A 20950-nucleotide genomic window follows, 5' to 3' on the forward strand; every position below is an offset into this window, starting at 1 on the left:
CACTATTGAGTTCTCAAACAACAGACACACCCGGCACCACCCAAACCAACGTTCAAGATCGCTCCGGAGCAACTTTTCAAACTTACCCGCTGACTTCACTCTTGTCAAACCGGCAACCGCGACCTTCAGCATCGTAGTGCTTGGGGTTTCGGTTTTCCGTCTGACTCCGTGGATCAGCGCGGAAATAAACTCTACCACCACTTGTCCGGGATGGCCAACCCGGGCCGACAGGGCACTTCCCCACCCGAGCTCCGGACAAGCGAAAAGCCCGGAATCACGCGGATTCCGGGCTCTTCAACTGCCGCTCAGTCGGCTGACGCCGTTCCCGGCTTGAAGTAGGAGGCCCCCAATGGCGGAAGCGTGACGGTCAGCGTTGCCGGCTGGCCGTCCTGCCCTTCATCCGTGGCCTTCAGTCCACCGTCGTTGAGCACGCCGGAGCCGCCGTACGTGGTGTGGTCGGTGTTGAGCACTTCGGTCCACGCACCGGCGGTGGGCACCCCCAGCGTGTAGCCCACATGGGGGCCTCCCGAGAAGTTGATGGCGCAGACAATCGGGTTGCCGTCGGCGTCCCAGCGGATGAACGACAGGACATTCCGGTCCGCATCTCCCCCGTTGATCCACTGGAATCCGGCCGGAACGTTGTCCTGGGTATAGAGCGCCGGCGTGGACTTGTAGAGCTCGTTGAGGTCCTTGGTCAGCAGCTGCAGGCCCTTGTGCGCGGGGATGTCCGCGAGGTACCAGTCCAGGCCGTGCTGTTCCGACCATTCGGCTTCCTGGCCGAACTCGGTCCCCATGAAGATGAGCTGCTTGCCCGGGTGCGCCCACTGGTAGGCGAGGAAGGCGCGCAGGTTTGCCAGCTGCTGCCAGCGGTCACCCGGCATCTTGCGGAGCATGGAGCCCTTGCCGTGCACCACCTCATCGTGGCTGATGGGCAGCAGGAAGTTCTCGGTGAAGGCGTAGACCAGGGAGAACGTCACCGTGCCGTGGTGCCACTTGCGGTTGACCGGGTCCTCGGACGCGTACTTGAGGGAGTCGTGCATCCAGCCCATGTTCCACTTCAGGCCGAACCCCAGTCCGCCGTGGCTGGTGGGCGCGGTGACGCCGGGGAAGGCAGTGGATTCCTCGGCGATCATGACCGCACCCGGGTGCGTCTTGTAGACGGTGGCGTTGACTTCCTGGAGGAAGGAAATGGCTTCCAGGTTCTCCCTGCCGCCGAAGCGGTTGGGCCGCCACTGCCCCTCCTGGCGCGAATAGTCGAGGTAGAGCATGGACGCCACGGCATCCACGCGCAGGCCGTCGATGTGGAATTCGTCCAGCCAGTAAAGGGCGTTCGCCACCAGGAAGTTCCGCACTTCGGTGCGTCCGAAGTCGAAGATCAGCGTGCCCCAGTCAGGGTGCTCACCGAGGGCCGGGTCTGAGTGCTCATAGAGGGCCTCGCCGTCGAACTGTGCCAGTGCCCACGAGTCCTTGGGGAAGTGCGCCGGGACCCAGTCCAGCAGGACGCCGATTCCGGCCTGGTGGAGGGTGTCCACCAGGTAGCGGAACTCGTCCGGGTGCCCGAACCGCGAGGTGGGGGCGTAGTAGGACGTGACCTGGTAGCCCCAGGAACCGCCGAACGGGTGCTCCGCTACGGGCATGAATTCCACGTGGGTGAAGCCGAGCCACTTCACGTACTCCACCAGTTCCTTGGCGAGTTCGCGGTAGCCGAGCCCCAGGCGCCAGGAGCCCAGGTGCACCTCGTACACGCTCATCGCGGAGTTGTGCGGGTCCCGCTTGGCCCGCGCGGCCATCCATTCGTCGTCCTTGAACGCGTAGGAGCGTTCCACCACACGGGATGCGGTCAGCGGGGGCACCTCCGTGTTGAAGGCCAGCGGATCAGCCTTCTCCACCCAGTAGCCGCCGCGGGTCAGGATCTCGAATTTGTAGCACGCCCCCGCCGCAACGCCGGGCAGGAAGACTTCCCAGACGCCGGATGAACCCAGCGAGCGGAGGGAGTGTTCGCGGCCGTCCCAGGCATTGAAGTCGCCCTTGACCCGGACTGCCTGCGCGTTCGGTGCCCACACGGCGAAGGAGACGCCGTCCACATCGCCCATCGAGGACTTGTAGTGCTGGACGTGGGCGCCCAGGACTTCCCAAAGTTTCTCGTGCCGGCCCTCGCTGATCAGGTGCAGGTCCACTTCGCCGACCGTGGGCAGGTAGCGGTAGGGCTCGTCAACCGTGACGGGCTCCGCCTCCGGGTAGGTCACTGACAGGCGGTAATCCGGAACATGGCCCTGCTGCAGCGGTTCCAGGACTGCGACCCAGACGCCGTGTGCCTCGTGCTGCATGGGCACCTCACCGGCGGCGGTGACGACGGTGACTGCTTCAGCGAGGTGCTTTACGGTGCGGACGGTGACATGCCCGTAGTCATCGAGGTGCGCGCCGAGGACGGAGTGGGGGGCATGGTGTTCGCCGTTTGCGATCCTGCCCAGGGTGCCTTCATCCACGTGCAGCGGTACCCCCGGGCGGTCAGTTCGTGCTGAGCCTGTCATTTCAATACCTTCCGATGCTGCACCGGGCTGTTCGCCGGTGCCGTTACCGCTCAGGATCCGCCTGGCGGCGTTCACCGGGATCGCCAGCCAGTCGGGCCTGTTACGCATTTCATAAACAACTTCATACAGCGCCTTGTCCAGCCACAATGCCACAAACAGGGACGAGGTCCGGTCAACCGTACCCGGGATGACCCCGGAATAACCGGCCAGGAACGCGTCGGCGCAATCGTCCACCCAGGAATCCGGGACCTGCGCCCCCTCCTGCTCGCGCCGGGCCGCACCGGCCGCGTAGTCGAACGAACGCAGCATGCCCACGACGTCGCGCAATGGCACGTCCGGCACGTTCCGCTCAGCGATGGGCCGCAGCGGCTCACCCTCGAAATCCAGGATGGCCCAGCGGGACTGGTCGCCCGTCAGCCCGGTGACCTGGAGTATTTGCCCCAGGTGGAGGTCGCCGTGGATCCGCTGGAGGGGGGTGGCGGGTGCGGAGTCGAGGCCGTCCAGCAAGGCGTCCAGCGCTTCGTCGTAGGGCCCGACGGCGGCACGGGCTTCCTGCCACGCGCTGCGGACACGCTGGGCAACAGCCTGCCCCACAGCTGCTCCGGGCTGTGTCCCGGCTGATTGCCCCAGCGTCTCCGCGAGCCTGCGGTGCACGGTGGCGGTGGCGGCGCCGAGCGCCTTCGCCTCGGCGGTGAAGTCGGTTCCCGACCGGGCCGCATCCACTGCCAGCCGCCAGGCGTCACGGCCACCGACGAGGAATTCGTGGGCCACCGCGAGTTCACCCTGGACGGGCTTGGTGCCCTGGCCGTCGCCCAGCCTGGCCAGCCACTCGCCCCGCACCCAGCCAAGGGTGGCCGGGACTTCAGAGGTGCCCGCTTTGGTCAGCGCCGCCCCCACTTCGATCTCGGGGTTGGTGCCGTCCGAGAGCACCCGGAAGAACTTCACCATCGCCGCCGACTCGCCGTCGTCGACAATGACCGAACTGTTGGACTGCTCGCCGCTGAGGACCTTCACCACGCCCTTGGCCGTGGGCAGCCGGTACGGGCCCTCCACGCGGTATCCCGTGGCACTGCCGTGGGGGGCCTTTTCCTCCTGCCGGATAAGCTCCAGCCAGGCACCCACGAAATCGGGGTCATGCACGGCGTCGTAGACCCACGGACGGGACGGGTCGGTTCCTGCCGCTTCCCCCACGAGGGCCCGCTCCATGCCGCCGGCGGGCGCCGGCCTGAAGCTCAAGGGGACCTGGACCACCGCGATGCGCGTACCGCCGTCGGGCCCTTCCGTGGTGATGGCCAGCAGGAAGACTGCCAGCGCCGCGTGGCCGGTGGGGTCTTCCAGGCCCAGGCTGCCTGCCTGGGACATCTGGAAGTCGGGACTCTTGACGGGGAACCATCGCTGCTGTGGCAGCCATTCCTTGAGCAGCGTGGTCAGGGCGGGGGTGAGGATCGGCTGGTTCATCTCAGTTCTCTATCGACAGGATGGGCATGGCCTGGGTGTACGGCGAGGACGGATTGGAGGCCGCGGACCTTACGCGGAGCCAGAAGAAGTCGTGGCTTCCCAGCGTCAGCGTCAGGCTGCCGTCCTCGTTGATGCCGGGGAACGGCTGGCCGCCGAAGACGTCGCGCAGGCCGCGCCCGGCGTAATCGGGGACCTGCAGCCTGGCGGCGACGGGGTGCTGGGACAGGTTGAAGGCGCAGAGGACACTTTCGCCCGCGGCTCCGGCGGGATTGTTCCCGGGAAGCTCGCGGAGGTACGCCAGCACGGCGTCGTGGTCTGCTTCGACATGCTTGAACCCGCCAAGCCCGAAGGCCGGGTGGTTCTTGCGGACGCTGAGGATCTGCCGGGTCCAGCGCAGGAGCGATCCCGAATGGGCGGCCTCCGCTTCCACATTGGCCATGCTGTAGTTGTAGACCAGCGACTGGATGGGCGGCAGGTAGAGCTTGCCGGGGTCCGCGCTGGAGAAGCCCGCGTTCCGGTCCGGATTCCACTGCATGGGCGTGCGGACGGCGTCCCGGTCTTCAAGCCAGATGTTGTCGCCCATGCCGATCTCGTCCCCGTAGTACAGGAACGGGCTGCCTGGAAGCGACAGCAGCAGCGCGTTGATCAGCTCGATCTCCGCCCGGGAGTTGTCCAGCAGCGGCGCGAGCCGGCGCCGGATGCCGATGTTTGCACGCATGCGGGGGTCGGGGGCGTACCAGCCAAGCATCGCGGCGCGTTCGTCGGCGGTGACCATTTCGAGCGTCAGCTCGTCATGGTTGCGCAGGAACGTGCCCCATTGCGCACCTTCCGGGATGTCAGGGGTGTCGCGCATCGTCTCTATGATGGGGGCGGCCTTCTGGTCCCGGAGGGCGTAGTACAGGCGGGGCATGATCGGGAAGTGGAACGCCATGTGGCATTCGGGTTCCTCCTCGGTGCCGAAGTACTCCACCACCTCATTGGGCGGCTGGTTGGCTTCGGCGATGATCACCCTGCCCGGGTAGCTTTCGTCCACCATGGCCCGCAACTGCCGGAGGAACTCGTGGGTGGCCGGCAGGTTCTCGCAGTTGGTTCCCTCCTCCTCGTAAAGGTAGGGGATGGCGTCGGCCCGGAACCCGTCGATGCCCTGGTCCAGCCAAAACCGGACCACGTCGAAGAGGGCCTCGATGACCTTCGGGTTTTCGAAGTTCAGGTCCGGCTGGTGGCTGAAGAACCGGTGCCAGAAGAACTGGCGGCGGATGGGATCGAACGTCCAGTTCGACTCCTCCGTGTCCACGAAGATGATGCGGGCATCCTGGTACTTCTCATCGGTGTCGCTCCACACGTAGAAGTCGCCGAACGGCCCGTCCGGGTCCTTGCGGGATTCCTGGAACCAGGGGTGTTGGTCGGAGGTGTGGTTCAGCGGCAGGTCGATGATGACGCGCACGCCGCGTGCGTGCGCTTCGGCGACCAGGCGCTTGAAATCGCTGATGGTGCCGAACTCGTCCAGGACGGAGTTGTAGTCGGAGATGTCATAGCCGCCGTCACGCAGCGGCGACTGGAAGAACGGCGGCAGCCAGAGGCAGTCAACGCCCAGCCACTGAAGATAGTCCAGCCGGTCGATGAGCCCGGAGAAATCCCCGGACCCATCGCCGTTGGCATCCGCGAAAGCCCTGACCAGTACTTCGTAGAACACGGCCTTCCGGTACCACAGCGGATCATGCTGGAGGCCGGGGGCATTGAGCTCGAACGTGTTCTTGGGGGTGAAGTGGCCGGAACTTTGCGGATTGAAGCTCACGAATGCATTCTCCTCACGCTCAGGATGTGGGCCGGCTCCACGTGAGGGTCGAGGCGTACGTAGTTGTATTCGCCCCATTCCCAGCTTTCCCCTGAAATGAGGTCGTCCACGTAGAAGCCGCCTCCCGGCGTCAGGTCCTGCGGGTCCAGTTCCAGCGCGGCAAGATCCAGCGTTACGGTGCTTTCCCTGGTTACGTGCGGATCCACGTTCACCACCACGATGAGGGTGTCCTTGGATCCGTCGGGCAGCGTCTTGTGCTTGGAGTACACCACCGTGGCGTCGTCCGTGCTCTCGTGGACCGTCAGGTTCTGCAGGTCCAGCAGGGCCGGATGGTCGCGCCGGAGGTGGTTCAGGCGGGTGATATACGGTGCCAGCGTACGGCCCGATTCCGCGGCCGCATTCCAGTCGCGGGCCTTGTACTCGAACTTCTCGTTGTCGATGTACTCCTCGGCGCCGGGCCGGGCCACATGCTCGTACAACTCGTAGCCCGCGTATACGCCCCACAGGGGACTGGCCGTCGAGGCAAGGACGGCCCGGACCCGGAATGCCGCGGGGCCGCCGTATTGCAGGTATTCGGTGAGGATGTCCGGCGTGTTGACGAAGAAGTTGGGGCGGAAGAATGCCGGCGATTCGTGGCTGACTTCGTTGAAGTAGGACTCGATTTCCTTCTTGGTGTTGCGCCAGGTGAAGTAGGTGTAGGACTGCTGGAAGCCGGCCCTGCCCAGGGCGTGCATCATGGCGGGCCGGGTGAACGCCTCGGCGAGGAACACCACGCCGGGTACTTCCTTATTCACTTCGGCAATAAGCCATTCCCAGAACCACACCGGTTTGGTGTGCGGGTTATCAACGCGGAATATCTTTACCCCGTGGCTGACCCAGAGCAGCACAATCCGGAGAATTTCCCGGGAAAGACCCTCGGGGTCATTATCGAAATTGAGCGGATAAATGTCCTGGTACTTCTTGGGGGGATTTTCCGCATACGCAATACTGCCGTCCACCCGGGTGGTGAACCACTCAGGGTGGGACTCTACCCAGGGGTGGTCCGGTGCGGCCTGGAGGGCAAGGTCAAGGGCCACCTCGAGGCCAAGCTCGTTGGCCCGGGCCACGAAGGCGTCGAAGTCCTCGAAGGATCCGAGGTCGGGATGGATGGCGTCGTGGCCGCCTTCCTTGGCGCCGATGGCCCAGGGCGAGCCGGGGTCGTTGGGACCTGCGACCAGCGTGTTGTTGGGGCCCTTCCGGTGCTGCACGCCGATGGGATGGATGGGCGGCATGTAGAGCACGTCGAAGCCCATGGCGGCCACGGCGTCCAGCCGCTTGGCCGCGGTCCGGAAGTTGCCGGACGTCCACGCGCCCGTGGTGTGGTCCTTGACAGCGCCTTCGGAGCGGGGGAAGAACTCGTACCAGGCGCCGCGGCCGGCCCGGTCCCGCTCCACCAGCAGGGGAAACTCTTCGGAAACAGTGACGAGCTCACGGATGGGCTCGCGGGCGACGATGGCGGCGATCTCGTGGCTGAAGCCGGCCGCGAGCCGCTCTTCGGTGCCCCGCGACTGGTCGGCCAGGACACCGGCGGCGTGCCGGAGCGCCCCGCGGTCGGCTTCGCTGCGGAATTCCTCTTCGGACGCCTCGCCCAGCAGCTTGGAACCTTCGGCAAGCATGAGTTCGACGTCGATCCCGGCGTCGATCTTCACCTCGGCGTTATGGTGCCAGGTGCCGTAGCGGTCGTGCCAGGCTTCGATGACAAAGGACCAGTTGCCAGTTTCCGACGGCGTGAGGACGCCCTCCCAGCGGTCCGTGCCCATGCCGCGTACCCCGCGGGGCGGCGCGAGCCGTACTCGCTGGCGCTCGGCTCCCGTCGGGTCAAGGAGCACGGCGCTGACCCCGAGCTGGTCGTGGCCTTCGCGGAAAGCGGTGGCACCGACAACGATGCCCTCCCCCGGCACTGCTTTTGCCGGAAACCTGCCGCCGTCGACGACGGGCTGCACGTTGGTGATGGGGAAACGCCCGAACCGCAGACCCTCGGTGATACGGCGCTGGAGCATTTTGGTTGATGCGGCACTGGTTCCTGAGTTAGTCGTCACAGGCTCGACGTTAGCGAGAAATGGCGGAGATTGCTAAGGCTGCTCACCTATTTCGTTCGCGCCGTGCGCCATTTTCTTCATGCCCCGGTCATTTACCCAAAAGAAACCCAATGCTTGTTCCCGGCGGGCAGGTTGTCGGTTAGTGTGGCGCAGGTGAAGGCAATCCGCAGGTTTACGGTCCGTACAGTCCTCCCCGAGCCCATTCGTCCGTTGGCCCGGCTGGCCAGCAATCTGCGGTGGTCCTGGCACCGCCCCACCCGCGAGCTTTTCGCGGGCCTGAACCCGCGCCTCTGGGAGGAAAGCGGGCAGGACCCGATCGGCTTCCTGGGCATGGTCAGCAGGGAAGAGCTCCAGCAGCTCGCGGCAGACCAGTCGGTGGTGGACCGGGTGCGGGCAGCCGAGGACGACCTCGACCGCTACCTGGACGAGCCCCGCTGGTACCAGGGCCTGGGCCCGGACGCGCCTGCCTCGATCGCCTACTTCTCCCCCGAGTTCGGCATCACCGAGGTCCTCCCGCAGTACTCAGGCGGCCTGGGCATCCTGGCCGGTGACCACCTGAAGGCGGCTTCGGACCTGGGCGTTCCCCTGATCGGCGTGGGCCTGCTGTACCAGGCCGGATATTTCAAGCAGTCGCTGTCCCGGGACGCCTGGCAGCAGGAGACCTATCCTGTCCTGGACCCCGACGGGCTGCCCCTCACCCTCCTCCGCGAGCCGTCGGCCGACGGCAACGGCAAGCCACTGCAGATCTCCCTCCCGTTGCCCAACGGAAGGCGCCTGCTGGCACACATCTGGCGTGCCGACGTCGGACGCGTCCCCCTGCTCCTCCTTGACTCGAATGTTCCGGGCAATGACGACGCCGCCCGCAGCATCACCGACCGGCTTTACGGCGGCGGCGGGGACCACCGGCTCCAGCAGGAACTGCTGCTGGGCATGGGCGGGGTGAAGGCGCTGCGCGCTTTCCAGAAACTGACCGGCCGCGACGCCCCCGAGGTGTTCCACACCAACGAGGGGCACGCCGGCTTCCTCGGGATCGAGCGGATCCAGGAGCTGATGTCCGGGGAACAGCCGCTGACGTTCGACGAGGCACTCGCCGCGGGGCGGGCCTCGACCGTCTTCACTACGCACACCCCGGTGCCGGCCGGCATCGACAGGTTCGAGATCGCCCAGATCAGCCACTTCTTCCAGGCCGGGCTGGCGCCGGACGTGCCGGTGGACAGGATTCTGGAACTGGGCCGGGAGAACTACGCCGACGGCAACCCGTCCGTCTTCAACATGGCGGTCATGGGCCTGCGCCTGGCGCAACGTGCCAACGGCGTGGCCAAGCTCCACGGCGAGGTGTCCCGCAGCATGTTCTCCGCGCTGTGGCCGGGCTTCGACCACTCCGAGGTGCCCATCACCTCGGTAACCAACGGCGTCCACGTGCCCACCTGGGTGGATGGCCGCATCTCCAAGCTCGCCCGCGACCAGTTCGGCAGCGAGGCGGAAGCGCTGGGCAAGTGGGACCTCGCCTACAACGTCAGCGACGCCGACGTGTGGGCGCTGCGCCGCGAAATGCGGGCCGCGCTGGTGGAGGACGTCCGGCGCCGGCTGCGGGCAGCCTGGAAGAAGCGCGGTGCCGCCGACGCCGAGCTCGGCTGGACCGACAACGTCCTGGACCCGGACGTGCTGACCATCGGGTTCGCCCGCCGCGTGCCCACGTACAAGCGCCTCACGCTGATGCTGCGCGAGCCGGCGCGGCTCAAGGCGCTGCTGCTGCACAAGGAGCACCCCATCCAGCTGGTCATTGCCGGAAAGTCCCACCCGGCCGACGACGCCGGGAAGAAAATGATCCAGGAACTCGTGCGGTTCACCGACGATCCCGAGGTCCGGCACCGTATCGCGTTCCTGCCCAACTACGACATTGCCATGGCCAGGACGCTGTTCCCCGGCTGCGACGTGTGGCTGAACAACCCGCTCCGGCCCCTGGAGGCCTGCGGCACCTCCGGCATGAAGGCGGCGCTGAACGGTTCGCTGAACCTGTCCGTCCTGGACGGCTGGTGGGATGAAATGTACGACGGCGAGAACGGCTGGGCGATCCCCACCGCCAACAACGACGCGTCCCCGGAGGAACGCGACGACATCGAGGCGGCGGCGCTGTATGAGCTGCTTGAGACCCAGGTGGCGCCGCGTTTCTATGGAAGCACCGTGTCCGAGGCGGCAGGCGCGGCCGGCCCCTCGACCACCAGGAGCGAAAAGGTGCCCACGCACTGGGTGTCCATGATCAAGCACACCCTGTCCCACCTGGGGCCGCAGGTCTCCGCCGAGCGCATGCTCCGCGACTACGTGAACATCCTCTACCGTCCCGCGGCGGAGGCAGGCCGCAGCGCAACCGCCAACTCCTACTCCCAGGCGCGGGCCCTGGCTGCGTGGTCCGCCAGGGTGCGCAGCGCCTGGCCGCAGGTCCACGTGGAGCACGTGGATTCGGTGGGGGTGTCCGAGGACCCGCAGATCGGGGACACCCTGCAGGTGAACGCGTACGTTGCCCTCAACGCCCTCACCCCCGAGGACGTCTGCGTTGAAGTGGCGTACGGGAAGGCCGAGGAGAACGACACCCTTGCCGACATCACCATGATGGAACTGAAGGTCCAGGAGCAGTTGGGCGGCGGACGCCACCTGTTCAGCGGGTCCCTGGTCATCGACCGCTCCGGGCCCTTCGGGTACACGGTCCGGGTCCTGCCCCGGCATGACGCCCTGGCATCCAAGGCTGAGCTCGGCCTGATCGTCAACGCATAGCCGCCGGTCCGGTGGGTAAGGCTCCCTGCAGGCAGGGCAGCAACCCACGCAGGAGGACACCATGACCGAACGTACCGTGGCCGATGTGATCGTGGAGCGCCTGGCGACCTGGGGCGTCAGCAGGGTTTTCGGGTACAGCGGCGACGGCATCAACGGTTTCATGGGTGCGCTCCGCCGGACTGAGGGCCGCGCCGAGGGGCAGGTTGAGTTCGTCCAGGCCAGGCACGAGGAAACCGCCGCCTTCATGGCGGTCGGGCATGCCAAGTACACGGGCGGCGTCGGCGTGGTGACCTCCACCCAGGGCCCCGGTGCGGTCCACCTGCTCAACGGGCTCTATGACGCCAAGCTCGACGGCGTGCCGGTGGTGGCGATCGTGGGACAGCAGGGCCGCACCGTGCTGGGGTCCGGCTACATGCAGGAGATCGACCTGGGCGCCCTGTTCAAGGATGTGGCGTCGCAGTTCGTGCAGCAGGTCAGCGCGCCGGAGCAGGTTCCGATGGTCCTGGACCGCGCCTTCCGGACGGCCAAGGCCACGTCGTCGCCCTGCGTGGTCATCGTCCCCCATGACATCCAGTCAGCACCCGCCCCGGAACTGGAGCAGCAGCACGGGATCGTGGTGACCGCTCCGTCCTGGAGTACGGCGGCCACGACTCCCCGGGAGGAGGACCTGGATGCCGCGGCGGCCCTCCTGAACTCAGCCGAGCGGGTGGCGCTGCTGGTGGGCCGGGGTGCCCGGCACGCCCCTGGCCAGGTGGTGGCCGTCGCGCAGAAGCTGGGTGCCGGGATCGCGACCAGCCTGCTGGGCAAGCCGTACGTGGACGAAACGCTGCCGTTCGCCGTCGGGACCATGGGGCACCTGGGCACCACGGCGAGTGCGCACCTGCTGGGCAACTGCGATGCCCTGCTCATCGTGGGCTCCAACGACCCCTGGACCGAGTTCTATCCGCCGCCCGGCGCCGCCCGGGCCGTGCAGATCGATATCGACGAGAAGAAGATCGGGAACCGGTACCCGGTGGAGGTGGGCCTGGCCGGGGATGCCGCCTCCGCGCTTGAAGCCCTGGACAAGAAGCTGGTCTTCCGCGCCCCCGGTGAGTGGCGATCGGAGATTGAGCAGGAAGTGAGCCGCTGGCGGATCCTCGCTGCGGACCGCGCCGCCGTTCCTGCCAGCCCCGTCAACCCTGAGCGGGTGGTCCGCGAGCTCAACGGCCGGCTCCCCGCGGACGCCCAGGTGAGTATCGACGTCGGCAGCTGCGTCTACTGGTACGCACGCCAGCTCGTGGTGCCGGCGGGAGTGCCGGTGCACCTGTCCGGAACACTGGCCAGCATGGGCTGCGCCATCCCCTACGGCCTGGCCGCGAAGCTCGCCCGGCCGGACCGGCCGCTGGTGGCGCTGGCCGGGGACGGTGCCATGCAGATGTCCGGCGTTGCCGAGCTGGTCACCGTGGCGCACCGCTGGGAGCAGTGGCAGGACCCGCGGTTCGTGGTGTGCGTGTTCAACAACCGGGAACTGACCGAGGTCACGTGGGAGCAGCGCGAATCCGAGGCCGAACCACGGTTCGCCGCCAGCCAGCAGCTGCCCGATTTTCCCTTTGCCGGGTACGCGGAGCTGCTGGGGCTCCGCGGCATCAGGGTGGAGGATCCGGAGGACATCGGCGCTGCCTGGGAAGCGGCTTTCGCTGCCGACCGTCCGGTGTTGATCGAGGTGCTGACCGACCCCGAGGTGCCGCTGCTTCCGCCGTTCCCGGCCGGCAGGGAGAAGGCGGAGAACATGCGCAGGGGCCTGGCAGCGGAGGACGACGGCGGCAGGGCCTCGGCCCTGTTGGACACCTACGTGTCGCAGGAGGAGCGTCCCCGCGGTTAGAGCAGGACGGCTGTGACGGCCAGGTCCTTGCCGGCGTAACGCTCGGCGTCCTGCAGGATTTCGCAGATGATGCCGAAGGACCTGTCCGCGCGGAAGGGGGCAGCCACCTGCCAGAGGACGGTGACGGGAGCGTTGCCGTTGTCGGTGATGCTGTCCGCGAAGTCATGGAGGGAATCGTTCAGGGCGTCCAGGTTCACCCCGTAGTGCTCCGGGAAGCTGAGGACCTCGCCGAAGGTTTCCAGGACGCCGCGCTTGCTGTCCGCGGGCGGGACCACCAGGCTGCGCCGGCCGGCGTCGGCCACCTGTTCCTGCAGCTCTTCCAGGGTCCAGGTGTCGCCGGAGAAAATCTTCATGGGTGTGCTAGCTGCCTTCCGCTATGTAGGTGAACGTTTCGTAGTGGTCTGCCGTGTAGTACTTTTCCCCGCCTTCGCCGGCCACGATGCGGCGGGCGCCGCGGTCGGGTTCGCCCGGCGTGGGAACCGTGTATTCGCGGTAGTAGCCCCGGGTCCGCTGCGGCAGGACCCGTTCGAAGTTGCCGAAGGCCTGGTCGTCCTGGCTGTAGGCGAAGGGGCCGCCGGCCCGGATCAGGGCGAGGACCTTCCGCCCTTCCGCGGGCAGCTCCGATTCCCGGATCTCCGGCAGGCCGGACGGGTTGGCAGCCGGGCGGGAGGCCGGCGTCGTGCTTTTCCCGGTCTGACCTTGCGCCGGCCGGCCTTGCTCCGCTTGTGCTGGCCCCGTTTGAACTGGCGCCGTTTGTCCAGGCCCCGGTTGTCCTTGGCCCCATTGCTCCAGGATGCCGGTTCCCAGGCCGGTGCCGCCGACGGCGAAGAGGGCTGCCAGCGCCAGGACAGCGACGAGCAGGGTGCGGATGGAACGGTTGCGCACAGTCGGGGCCGCCGGCCTAGGTCCGGTAGATGCTGATGGAATGGGCCTCCACCAGGTCCTTTTCCCCCGAGGCGACCTGGATGCCCTGGCGCAGCTTGTGCTGCGGCGACGTGGTCAGCCGGAGCTCGTAGGTGCGCGGCAAGGTTCCCTCGGCCACCCGGGGCAGGGTGACTTCAAGGTCGGAGGCGCCGCCGTTCACCACGACGAGGCCGGCCAGTTCACCGTCGCCGGAGCCCAGCAGGAGCTGCATCACCCGGTGGTGGGGATCGTGCCAGCGCTCCGCGGACATGGGGTGCCCGTCCTGGTCGAACCAGTGGAGGTAGGACTGTTCGTCCCGGACCGGAAAGTCCGTGGGCTGCGCGGCAAGGAACTCCTTGCGCAGCCGGATGTACCGCTTGGTGCTGCGCAGCATTTCGTGGGCCTCCGGCGTCAGCGTCCAGTCCAGCCACGTGATGGCGTTGTCCTGGCAGTAGGCGTTGTTGTTTCCCTGCTGCGTCCGTGCCAGCTCGTCCCCGGCCGTGATCATGGGAACGCCGAGCGAGACCATCAGCGACGCCATCAGGTTGCGCCGCATCTGTGCCCGCCTGGCGAGGATGGCGCCGTTCTCGGTGGGCCCTTCCACCCCGTGGTTGTAGCTGCGGTTGTCGCCGTGGCCGTCGCGGTTCTCCTCGCCGTTGGCCTCGTTGTGCTTCCGGTCGTAGGAGACGAGGTCGTTCATGGTGAAGCCGTCATGGGCTGTGACGAAGTTCAGGGAGGCCAGGCGTGAACGGCCGGATGCCTGGAAAAGCGCTGCGGAGCCGGACAGTGAATCAGCCAGCCTGGCCATGGTCCCGCCGTGTCCCCCGGACGCCAGGGATGCCTGGTCGGCAAGCCAGAAGGTGCGCACCGCATCCCGGAAGTGGTCGTTCCAGTCCACCCATCCGGCGGGGAACCGCCCGGTCTGCCAGCCGCCGTAGCCGACGTCCCAGGGCTCGGCGATCAGCTTGACGTCGGACAGGACGGGGTCGGCGGCGATTTCGGTGAGGAAGGGGTGGTGGGGGTCGAACTCGTTCGCGGCGTTCCTGCAGAGCGTCACGGCGAGGTCGAACCGGAAGCCATCGATGTGGTACTCGTCCACCCAGTACCGCAGTGAGTCGACCACCATCCGGACAACGCGCTCTTCGCTGAAGTCCAGGCTGTTGCCGCATCCCGTGGTGTCCACGTAGCGGCCGTGGCTGTCCACGCGGTAATACGTGTCCTCGCCCAGCCCGCGGAAGCTGAGGACCTGGCCGTCCCGTCCGCCTTCGGCCGTGTGGTTGTAGACGACGTCGAGGATGACTTCCAGCCCGGCGGCGTGCAGTGCCTTGACCATGGCCTTGAACTCGTCCTGGACAGCCTGCGGGCCTTGTTCCTGGGCTGCCCGGGTGGCGTATCCGGGGTGCGGGGCGAAGAAGGCAGCGGTGTTGTAGCCCCAATAGTTGGTAAGCCCCAGATCCTGCAGGTGCGGCTCGTCGACATGGAAGTGCACGGGCAGCAGCTGGACGGAGGTGACGCCCAGGCTGGTGAGGTGCTCGACGACGGCAGGGTGCGCCATCCCGGCGTAGGTTCCGCGCAGCTGCGCCGGGACATCCGGGTGCAGCATGCTCTGTCCGCGGACGTGGGCCTCGTAGATGATCGTGTTGCGCCACGGCAACCGAAGGCGTTCGTCAGTACCCCAGTCGAAACCGGCGGCCGTCCGGACGCTGGTGATGACGCCGTCGCGCTGGTCGATGCCGTGGCCATAGGGGTCCAGCAGCAGGGGTGTGGTGCCGGGTTCCTGCACGTCCGTGGTGGGCACGGCCAGCGGCAGCGGCTGCCCGCCCGGTGCCGGGCGGAAGCCGTAGCGCGACCCGCAGGGCAGGTCTTCGACGATGCCGTGGTGGACGCCGCGGGTGGTATTGGGCAGCGCCTGCACCCGCCATTCGCCGCCCGGCGGGCAGTATACGATCTCCAGGCTGGCCACCGCTGGGGCGAAGCAGGCAACGTTCGCACGCCCCCCGGCGTGATGGCGGGTACCGCCGGAATCCACGCGTGGAACGCTCACGCCAAGCGGAACAGCCGTGGAGGCGTCCATGGCGGACGTTGTGTCGAAAAGCGGCATGACCATCACCTAAATAGTAGCCGCCAGCGGCACGTGACCAGCCCGGGCGCCCTGCGGCGCCGGGTTATCTGTGGAAAATATGTGGGCGCCGGGCTACTGCGTGGCGCGCTGGCGGGAAACCTCGTACAGCGAGATGCCCACGGCCATCGAAGCGTTCAGCGACTCCATTGCCGAGTCGATCGGGATCGAGACGATCTGGTCGCAGTTTTCCCGGACCAGGCGGCTCAGGCCCTTGCCTTCCGACCCCACCACGATGCAGACGGGTTCCTTGGCGAGGGTGAGGTCCGGCAGCGAAACGTCACCGTCGCCGTCGAGCCCCAGCACGAAGATGCCCATGCCCTTGAACTGCTTGAGGGCGTTGTTCAGGTTGGCGGCGCGTGCCACCGGCACGCGGACGGCCGCGCCGGCGCTGGTCTTCCAGGCAGACGCCGTGACGCCCACAGAGCGGCGCTCGGGCACGATGACGCCGTGGCCGCTGAAGGCGGAGACAGAGCGGATGATCGCGCCGAGGTTCCGGGGATCGGTGATGCCGTCCAGGGCAACGAAGAGCGGCGCGTTGGCGATGTGCCCCTTCTTCCACTTGTCCACGGTCTCTTCCGCAAGCTCGTAGGCATCCGCGTAGTCGTACGGCGGGATCTGCAGGACCAGGCCCTGGTGCACGGCGTCGTCGGTCATCCGGTCCAGCTCGGGCTTGCCGGTTTCCAGCAGCGGGATTCCGCGTTCGGCGGCGAGCTTCAGGGATTCCTTGACCCGGTCGTCCATCTCGATGCGGATGGCCACGTGCAGCGCTTTCGCCGGGATACCCGCACGCAGGGCCTCAACGACGGAGTTGCGTCCGGTCACCACTTCCTCGGTGGCGCGCCCCTTCGGGCCCGACTTGCCGGCACCGGCGCTGCGTGCGCCGGTGCTGCGCTTGGCGGCGGAACGCTCTGCGAGCTGCCTGGCCTTGTGCGCCTTGTGGTAGACGCGGTCCTCCGCCTTGGGCGTGGGGCCCTTGCCCTCGAGGGCCTTGCGGCCATGGCCACCGGTTCCGATGGTTGGGCCCTTCTTCGCTTTAACCGATCGGCGACCATTGTTGGCCATGATGTTCCACCCTTGATTGTGCTGACTGACTCTGCCTACCAGTCTACTGACCAGGAAAAAATCGACTTTCCTGAGGGAACTTCGCCCGCCGCTGCCGAACCGCTCAGTCGCGCCGCAGGCTCCAGGAGGCCCCGTCCGGGCCGTCCTCCACCACGATGCCTGCCTGTTTGAGGGTGTCGCGGATGGCGTCGGAAGCGGCCCAGTCCTTGCCGGCGCGCGCCTGGGCGCGGGCGGCCAACTGCGCCTCGACCAGGACGCCAAGTGCCTCGGATTCGCGGGAGGCGGCCTGCCCGCTGCCCGCGACGGCGTTGAGGCCCAGGATGTCCGTCATGAGGGTGACCGAGTGCAGGGCCAGGCGGGCAGCGTCGTCGTCGCCCTCCGCCAGCGCCGTGTTGCCCGCGCGGACCGTTTCGTGGAGCGCCGCCAGGGCGCGCGGGACGTTGAGGTCATCATCCATGGCGTCGGTGAACGCGTCCAGGGTGTCAGTCGTAGCGCCGCGGGGGCCGGCGTCGAGGCCTAAGCCGTCGCCGAAGCGGGCTGCCGCTTTGGCGATGAATCCGTCGATGCGCTCGACGGCGGCCGCGGCCTCCTGCAGCGACGTGGGCCGGTAGTCCAGCACCGAGCGGTAGTGGGCCTGGCCCAGGTAGTACCGGACCACCCGTGGTGGTGCGAGTTCGAGCATTTCGGCGGGGCTGATGGTGTTGCCGATGGACTTCGACATCTTTTCGCCCTCGTAGGTCACCATACCGTTGTGCATCCAGAAGCTGGCGAACGGGTGCCCCGCTGCCTGCGACTGCGCCATCTCGTTTTCGTGGTGCGGGAACCGCAGGTCCAGGCCTCCGCCGTGGATGTCGAATTCGGTGCCGAGGTATTTGGTGACCATCGCGGAGCACTCGAGGTGCCAGCCCGGACGGCCGGCGCCCCAGGGGGACGCCCAGCTGGCCGTGGCGGGTTCGCCCGCTTTGGATCCTTTCCACAGCGCAAAGTCGCGCGGATCCTTCTTCCCGCGGGGGTCGGCGTCGGGCGCTGCCTGCATGTCGTCGATGTTCTGCCGGGTCAGGGCGCCGTACTTGCTCCAGGAGCGGACGTCGAAGTACACGTCGCCGGAATCGTCCAGGGCCGGGTAGGCGTGTCCGCGGTCGATCAGCTGCTGGACGAGGGCATGCATCTCGGGGATGTGGCCCGTGGCCCTGGGCTCGTAGGTGGGCCGGGAAACGCCCAGGGTGTCGTAGGCCTTGAGGAATTCCTGCTCGTAGCGGTAGGCAAGGGCCCACCACTCTTCCCGCGGCACCTCTCCCGGTTCCGGGCTGAAGTCCGCCGCGAAGGAGGCCTCGGACTTTGCGAGGATCTTGTCGTCGATGTCCGTGACGTTCCGGACAACCGTCACGCGCAGCCCGCGGTACTGCAGCCACCGGGTCAGCTGGTCGAAGGCGATGGCGGACCGGATGTGGCCCACATGCGGCATGCCCTGCACCGTGGCCCCGCAGTAGTAGAGGCTGGCCTTGCCCTCGACCAGGGGGACGAAGTCGCGGACTTCGGCGGAGGCAGTGTCATAGAAGCGCAGGGTCACCGCTCCAGATTAGCTGATGGGTTGCGGAGGCCGCGGGTACACCAGGGCGGTGGCAACCGCGCAGACGCCTTCGCCGCGGCCGGTGAATCCCAGGCCGTCGCTGGTGGTTGCCGTCACGCTGACCTGGGCTCCGGCCGCCGCGCTGAGGACTTCCTGGGATTCTTCCCGGCGCGGGCCGAACTTTGGCCGGTTGGCGACGAGCTGCACCGCCACGTTGCCGATCTCGAAGCCGGCTGCCCGGACGATCCTGGCTGCTTCCGCGAGGAGCGTGGCCCCGGAGGCGCCGGCAAATTCAGGCCGGTCGGTGCCGAAGTGCGTGCCAAGGTCTCCCACGCCGGCAGCGGAGAACAGGGCATCGGCAGCTGCGTGGGCAACGGCGTCGCCGTCGGAATGCCCGGCAAGGCCGCGTTCGCCGGGCCACATCAGTCCCCCGAGCCACAGCGGGCGGGGCAGGTCATCAGGTGTGTACGCGTGGACGTCGATGCCCATGCCGGTGCGCGGGAGGATCGGCTGCTGCGCCTCCATTCCTAGCCCTCCACCCACCGGGCGCCCAGCGGACCTTCCAGGAGGCCTTCGGCAAAGATCAGGTCCAGGGGCGTGGTGATCTTCAGGGACTGCGTGGAGCCGCGGACCACGTGGACCGGGGTGCCGAGCATTTCGACGAGCATGGCGTCGTCCGTGACGGTCGCGGACTGCTGCCCGTCCAGGTGCTGCGCTGCCTGGTGCGCCTGCAGCAGGGTAGCCAGCCGGAAGCCCTGCGGTGTCTGGACTGCCCGCAGTTCCTCCCGGGCGACGGTGCCGGTGACCACCTCGGGCGCCAGGGCCGCATCGCCGCCCGCCGTCGGGGCGACAGTCTTGATGGTGTCCACCACGGGCAGGGCGGGAATGACGGCAGCCGCGCCCGCCGCCAGGGCGTCGGCCACCCGGTGGAAGACGGCCTCAGGGGTGAGTGCGCGGGCGGCGTCGTGGACCAGGACCGCCTCGATGCCGTCCATCAGCGCCGCGATGCCTGCCCGGACGGAGTCTGCCCGGGTGTCCCCGCCGTCGACGACGGTCACCAGGGGGCCGCCGTCGGCAAGTTCGGACCGGAATTCCTCGCAGAGCCGGCGCAGGCCTTCGTCCCCTGCCGGCAGGGCAACACAGACCTGGGTGGCGACTTCCGAGGCGACAATGCCCCTCAGGGCATGCATCAGGATGGTTTCGCTGCCCAAAGGCACCGCTGCCTTGGGCATGCCGTAGCCCAGCCGTTGGCCCGAACCGGCGGCAACCACGACGACGGCGGTGAGCAGGCGGGCAGGTGTTTCACTCATGCGGACTAGCCTACGACGGCGCCGCGTGCGTTGAGTGCCGAAGGAGCCGGAGTTTTCGGCGCCCGCAGCGAAGTTTGAGGGCAAAAAGAAGCCCCGGTGGCACTTGCGTGCCGCCGGGGCTCAATTCTTAGGAAGCCAGGACCTCGTCGAGAACGCTTGCAGCCTTCTCCTCGTCGGTCTTCTCAGCCAGCGCCAGTTCTGAAATCAGAATCTGCCGGGCCTTGGCCAGCATTCGCTTCTCGCCTGCGGAAAGGCCCCGGTCGTGATCACGGCGCCACAGGTCACGGACGACCTCTGCCACCTTGATGACATCACCGGAAGCAAGCTTCTCCAGATTCGCCTTGTACCTGCGCGACCAGTTGGTGGGCTCTTCGGTGAACTCGGCGCGAAGCACATCAAACACGTGCTCCAGGCCATCCTTGCCCACTACGTCCCGGACCCCAACAAGGTCAACGTTTTCTGCTGGAACTTCAATGGTCAGATCACCCTGAGCCACCTTGAGCTTGAGATACATTTTCTCTTCGCCCTTGATGGTGCGCATCTTGATCTCTTCGATCTTCGCGGCACCGTGGTGAGGGTAAACTACTGTCTCGCCGACCTCAAATACCATGTGGACATTTCCCCTTTCCCGCAGACCAGTTTATCACGATTCAGGCATATGACCGGCCGGAGAACGGGCCGCCAGCCGCAGAAATACGCGGAAAATGGGCCCAATCGACCCCCTCTACCCCCTTGACGGATCCGGATAATAGTGCATCGCGTGAGCGTTCCCACCGTCGATGTGACAGCCCCGAATCCTTGTTTGCCCCCGTTTGCGGATAGGCTATGGCTGAAAAAGACTTCAAAATTCTCGAGGAGTACGTGACGTGCGTTCCACTGCGATGAACCGGGCCCAGCGCGGCAAACTGGCACTGACGGCTGCCGCCCTTGGCGTCAGCCTGCTGACGGCGGGCTGCGGTTACATCACGCCCCAGCAGACCAGCCATCAGTACTCCGCCTCGGACGGCATCCGCGCGGATCTCGGCCCCCTGCAGCTGCGGAACATCCTCATCGTCTCCACGGGCGAAGACAAGCCCGGCCGCCTGATCGGCGCCGTCTACAACTCCTCCTCCAAGGACGTTAAGCTCACGGTCAACGGCGCCAAGGGCTCCCAGACCGAGGTTCCGGTGAAGGCGAACTCCTACACCCTGCTGAACGAAGACTCGGACGAGGCGATCCTCAGCACCAGCGGCGGCAAGCCCGGTTCGCTGGTGGACGTCAAGATCAGCGAGAACGGCACGAACGTCACCAGCACCGTCAAGGTTCCCGTCCTGGACGCCACCCTGCCGGAGTACAAGGACTACCTGCCGGCGTCCAGCACCCCGACGCCCACCGCCTCGGCGACCTCGACGTCGTCGGCTTCCCCCTCCGCAAGCGCCTCCGCCACCAGCGGCCACTAGGGCGTGTCTCCTAAAGCTGTCAGCCAGATGCTGATTGCTCGGAGGACTG

The 20950-nt window shown here is 67.1% G+C and carries 14 protein-coding genes; 3 read left to right on the forward strand and 11 right to left on the reverse strand.

Going from position 1 to position 20950, the window contains the following annotated elements; genetic code table 11:
- Window positions 1-305: 305 nt before the first annotated feature.
- From ACYSM9_RS20675 to ACYSM9_RS20685, 3 genes are read right to left on the reverse strand one after another with little or no spacing between them, the layout of a single operon-like run.
- Window positions 306-3989, reverse strand: coding sequence for a 1,4-alpha-glucan branching enzyme (locus ACYSM9_RS20675; protein ID WP_461858826.1), 3684 nt, complete (start codon window positions 3987-3989; stop codon window positions 306-308).
- Window position 3990: 1 nt separating this feature from the next.
- Window positions 3991-5784 carry a maltose alpha-D-glucosyltransferase gene (gene treS, locus ACYSM9_RS20680; protein ID WP_461858827.1) on the reverse strand — a complete coding sequence of 598 codons (1794 nt, stop codon included), beginning with the start codon at window positions 5782-5784 and terminating at the stop codon, window positions 3991-3993.
- Window positions 5781-7823 (reverse strand): alpha-1,4-glucan--maltose-1-phosphate maltosyltransferase, encoded by a 2043-nt coding sequence (locus ACYSM9_RS20685; protein ID WP_461858828.1) that lies wholly within the window; start codon window positions 7821-7823, stop codon window positions 5781-5783. Before ACYSM9_RS20685 ends, treS begins: the two co-directional genes overlap by 4 nt.
- Window positions 7824-8015: 192 nt before the next feature.
- On the opposite strand from ACYSM9_RS20685, the gene glgP reads away from it, so the two are divergent.
- Both glgP and ACYSM9_RS20695 read left to right on the forward strand, forming a co-directional pair.
- A complete protein-coding gene (gene glgP / locus ACYSM9_RS20690) occupies window positions 8016-10634 on the forward strand; it encodes an alpha-glucan family phosphorylase (RefSeq protein WP_461858837.1) in 2619 nt (872 codons plus the stop codon).
- A gap of 61 nt (window positions 10635-10695) precedes the next feature.
- A complete protein-coding gene (locus ACYSM9_RS20695) occupies window positions 10696-12495 on the forward strand; it encodes a thiamine pyrophosphate-requiring protein (protein WP_461858829.1) in 1800 nt (599 codons plus the stop codon).
- Here the strand turns inward: ACYSM9_RS20695 and ACYSM9_RS20700 are convergent.
- The 8 genes from ACYSM9_RS20700 to ACYSM9_RS20735 form a co-directional block, all read right to left on the reverse strand.
- Window positions 12492-12848, reverse strand: a complete 357-nt coding sequence (locus tag ACYSM9_RS20700) for a barstar family protein (RefSeq protein WP_461858830.1) — start codon at window positions 12846-12848, stop codon at window positions 12492-12494. The genes ACYSM9_RS20695 and ACYSM9_RS20700 overlap by 4 nt on opposite strands.
- Window positions 12849-12855: 7 nt before the next feature.
- Window positions 12856-13380: a guanyl-specific ribonuclease gene (locus ACYSM9_RS20705; RefSeq protein ID WP_461858831.1), complete on the reverse strand. Its 525-nt coding sequence runs from the start codon at window positions 13378-13380 to the stop codon at window positions 12856-12858.
- 16 nt (window positions 13381-13396) lie between these two features.
- On the reverse strand, window positions 13397-15505 hold the full coding sequence (gene glgX / locus ACYSM9_RS20710; protein WP_461858832.1) for a glycogen debranching protein GlgX: 2109 nt from the start codon (window positions 15503-15505) through the stop codon (window positions 13397-13399).
- An 87-nt stretch (window positions 15506-15592) separates the two neighbouring features.
- Entirely contained in the window at window positions 15593-16582 is a 990-nt protein-coding gene (gene rlmB / locus ACYSM9_RS20715) for a 23S rRNA (guanosine(2251)-2'-O)-methyltransferase RlmB (RefSeq protein ID WP_461858833.1), read from the reverse strand.
- Window positions 16583-16685: 103 nt separating this feature from the next.
- Window positions 16686-18152: a cysteine--tRNA ligase gene (gene cysS, locus ACYSM9_RS20720; RefSeq protein ID WP_461858834.1), complete on the reverse strand. Its 1467-nt coding sequence runs from the start codon at window positions 18150-18152 to the stop codon at window positions 16686-16688.
- 9 nt (window positions 18153-18161) lie between these two features.
- A complete protein-coding gene (gene ispF / locus ACYSM9_RS20725) occupies window positions 18162-18677 on the reverse strand; it encodes a 2-C-methyl-D-erythritol 2,4-cyclodiphosphate synthase (protein WP_461858835.1) in 516 nt (171 codons plus the stop codon).
- Between the two features lie 2 nt (window positions 18678-18679).
- Window positions 18680-19462, reverse strand: coding sequence for a 2-C-methyl-D-erythritol 4-phosphate cytidylyltransferase (gene ispD / locus ACYSM9_RS20730; protein ID WP_461858836.1), 783 nt, complete (start codon window positions 19460-19462; stop codon window positions 18680-18682).
- 127 nt (window positions 19463-19589) lie between these two features.
- Complete coding sequence (locus ACYSM9_RS20735) at window positions 19590-20072, reverse strand: CarD family transcriptional regulator (protein ID WP_009357288.1); 483 nt, start codon at window positions 20070-20072, stop codon at window positions 19590-19592.
- 271 nt (window positions 20073-20343) lie between these two features.
- Here ACYSM9_RS20735 and ACYSM9_RS20740 point away from each other — a divergent pair, with 271 nt between their 5' ends.
- Window positions 20344-20901: a hypothetical protein gene (locus tag ACYSM9_RS20740; protein WP_461858838.1), complete on the forward strand. Its 558-nt coding sequence runs from the start codon at window positions 20344-20346 to the stop codon at window positions 20899-20901.
- Window positions 20902-20950: the final 49 nt, after the last annotated feature.

Source organism: Arthrobacter sp. C152 (genome assembly GCF_054890965.1).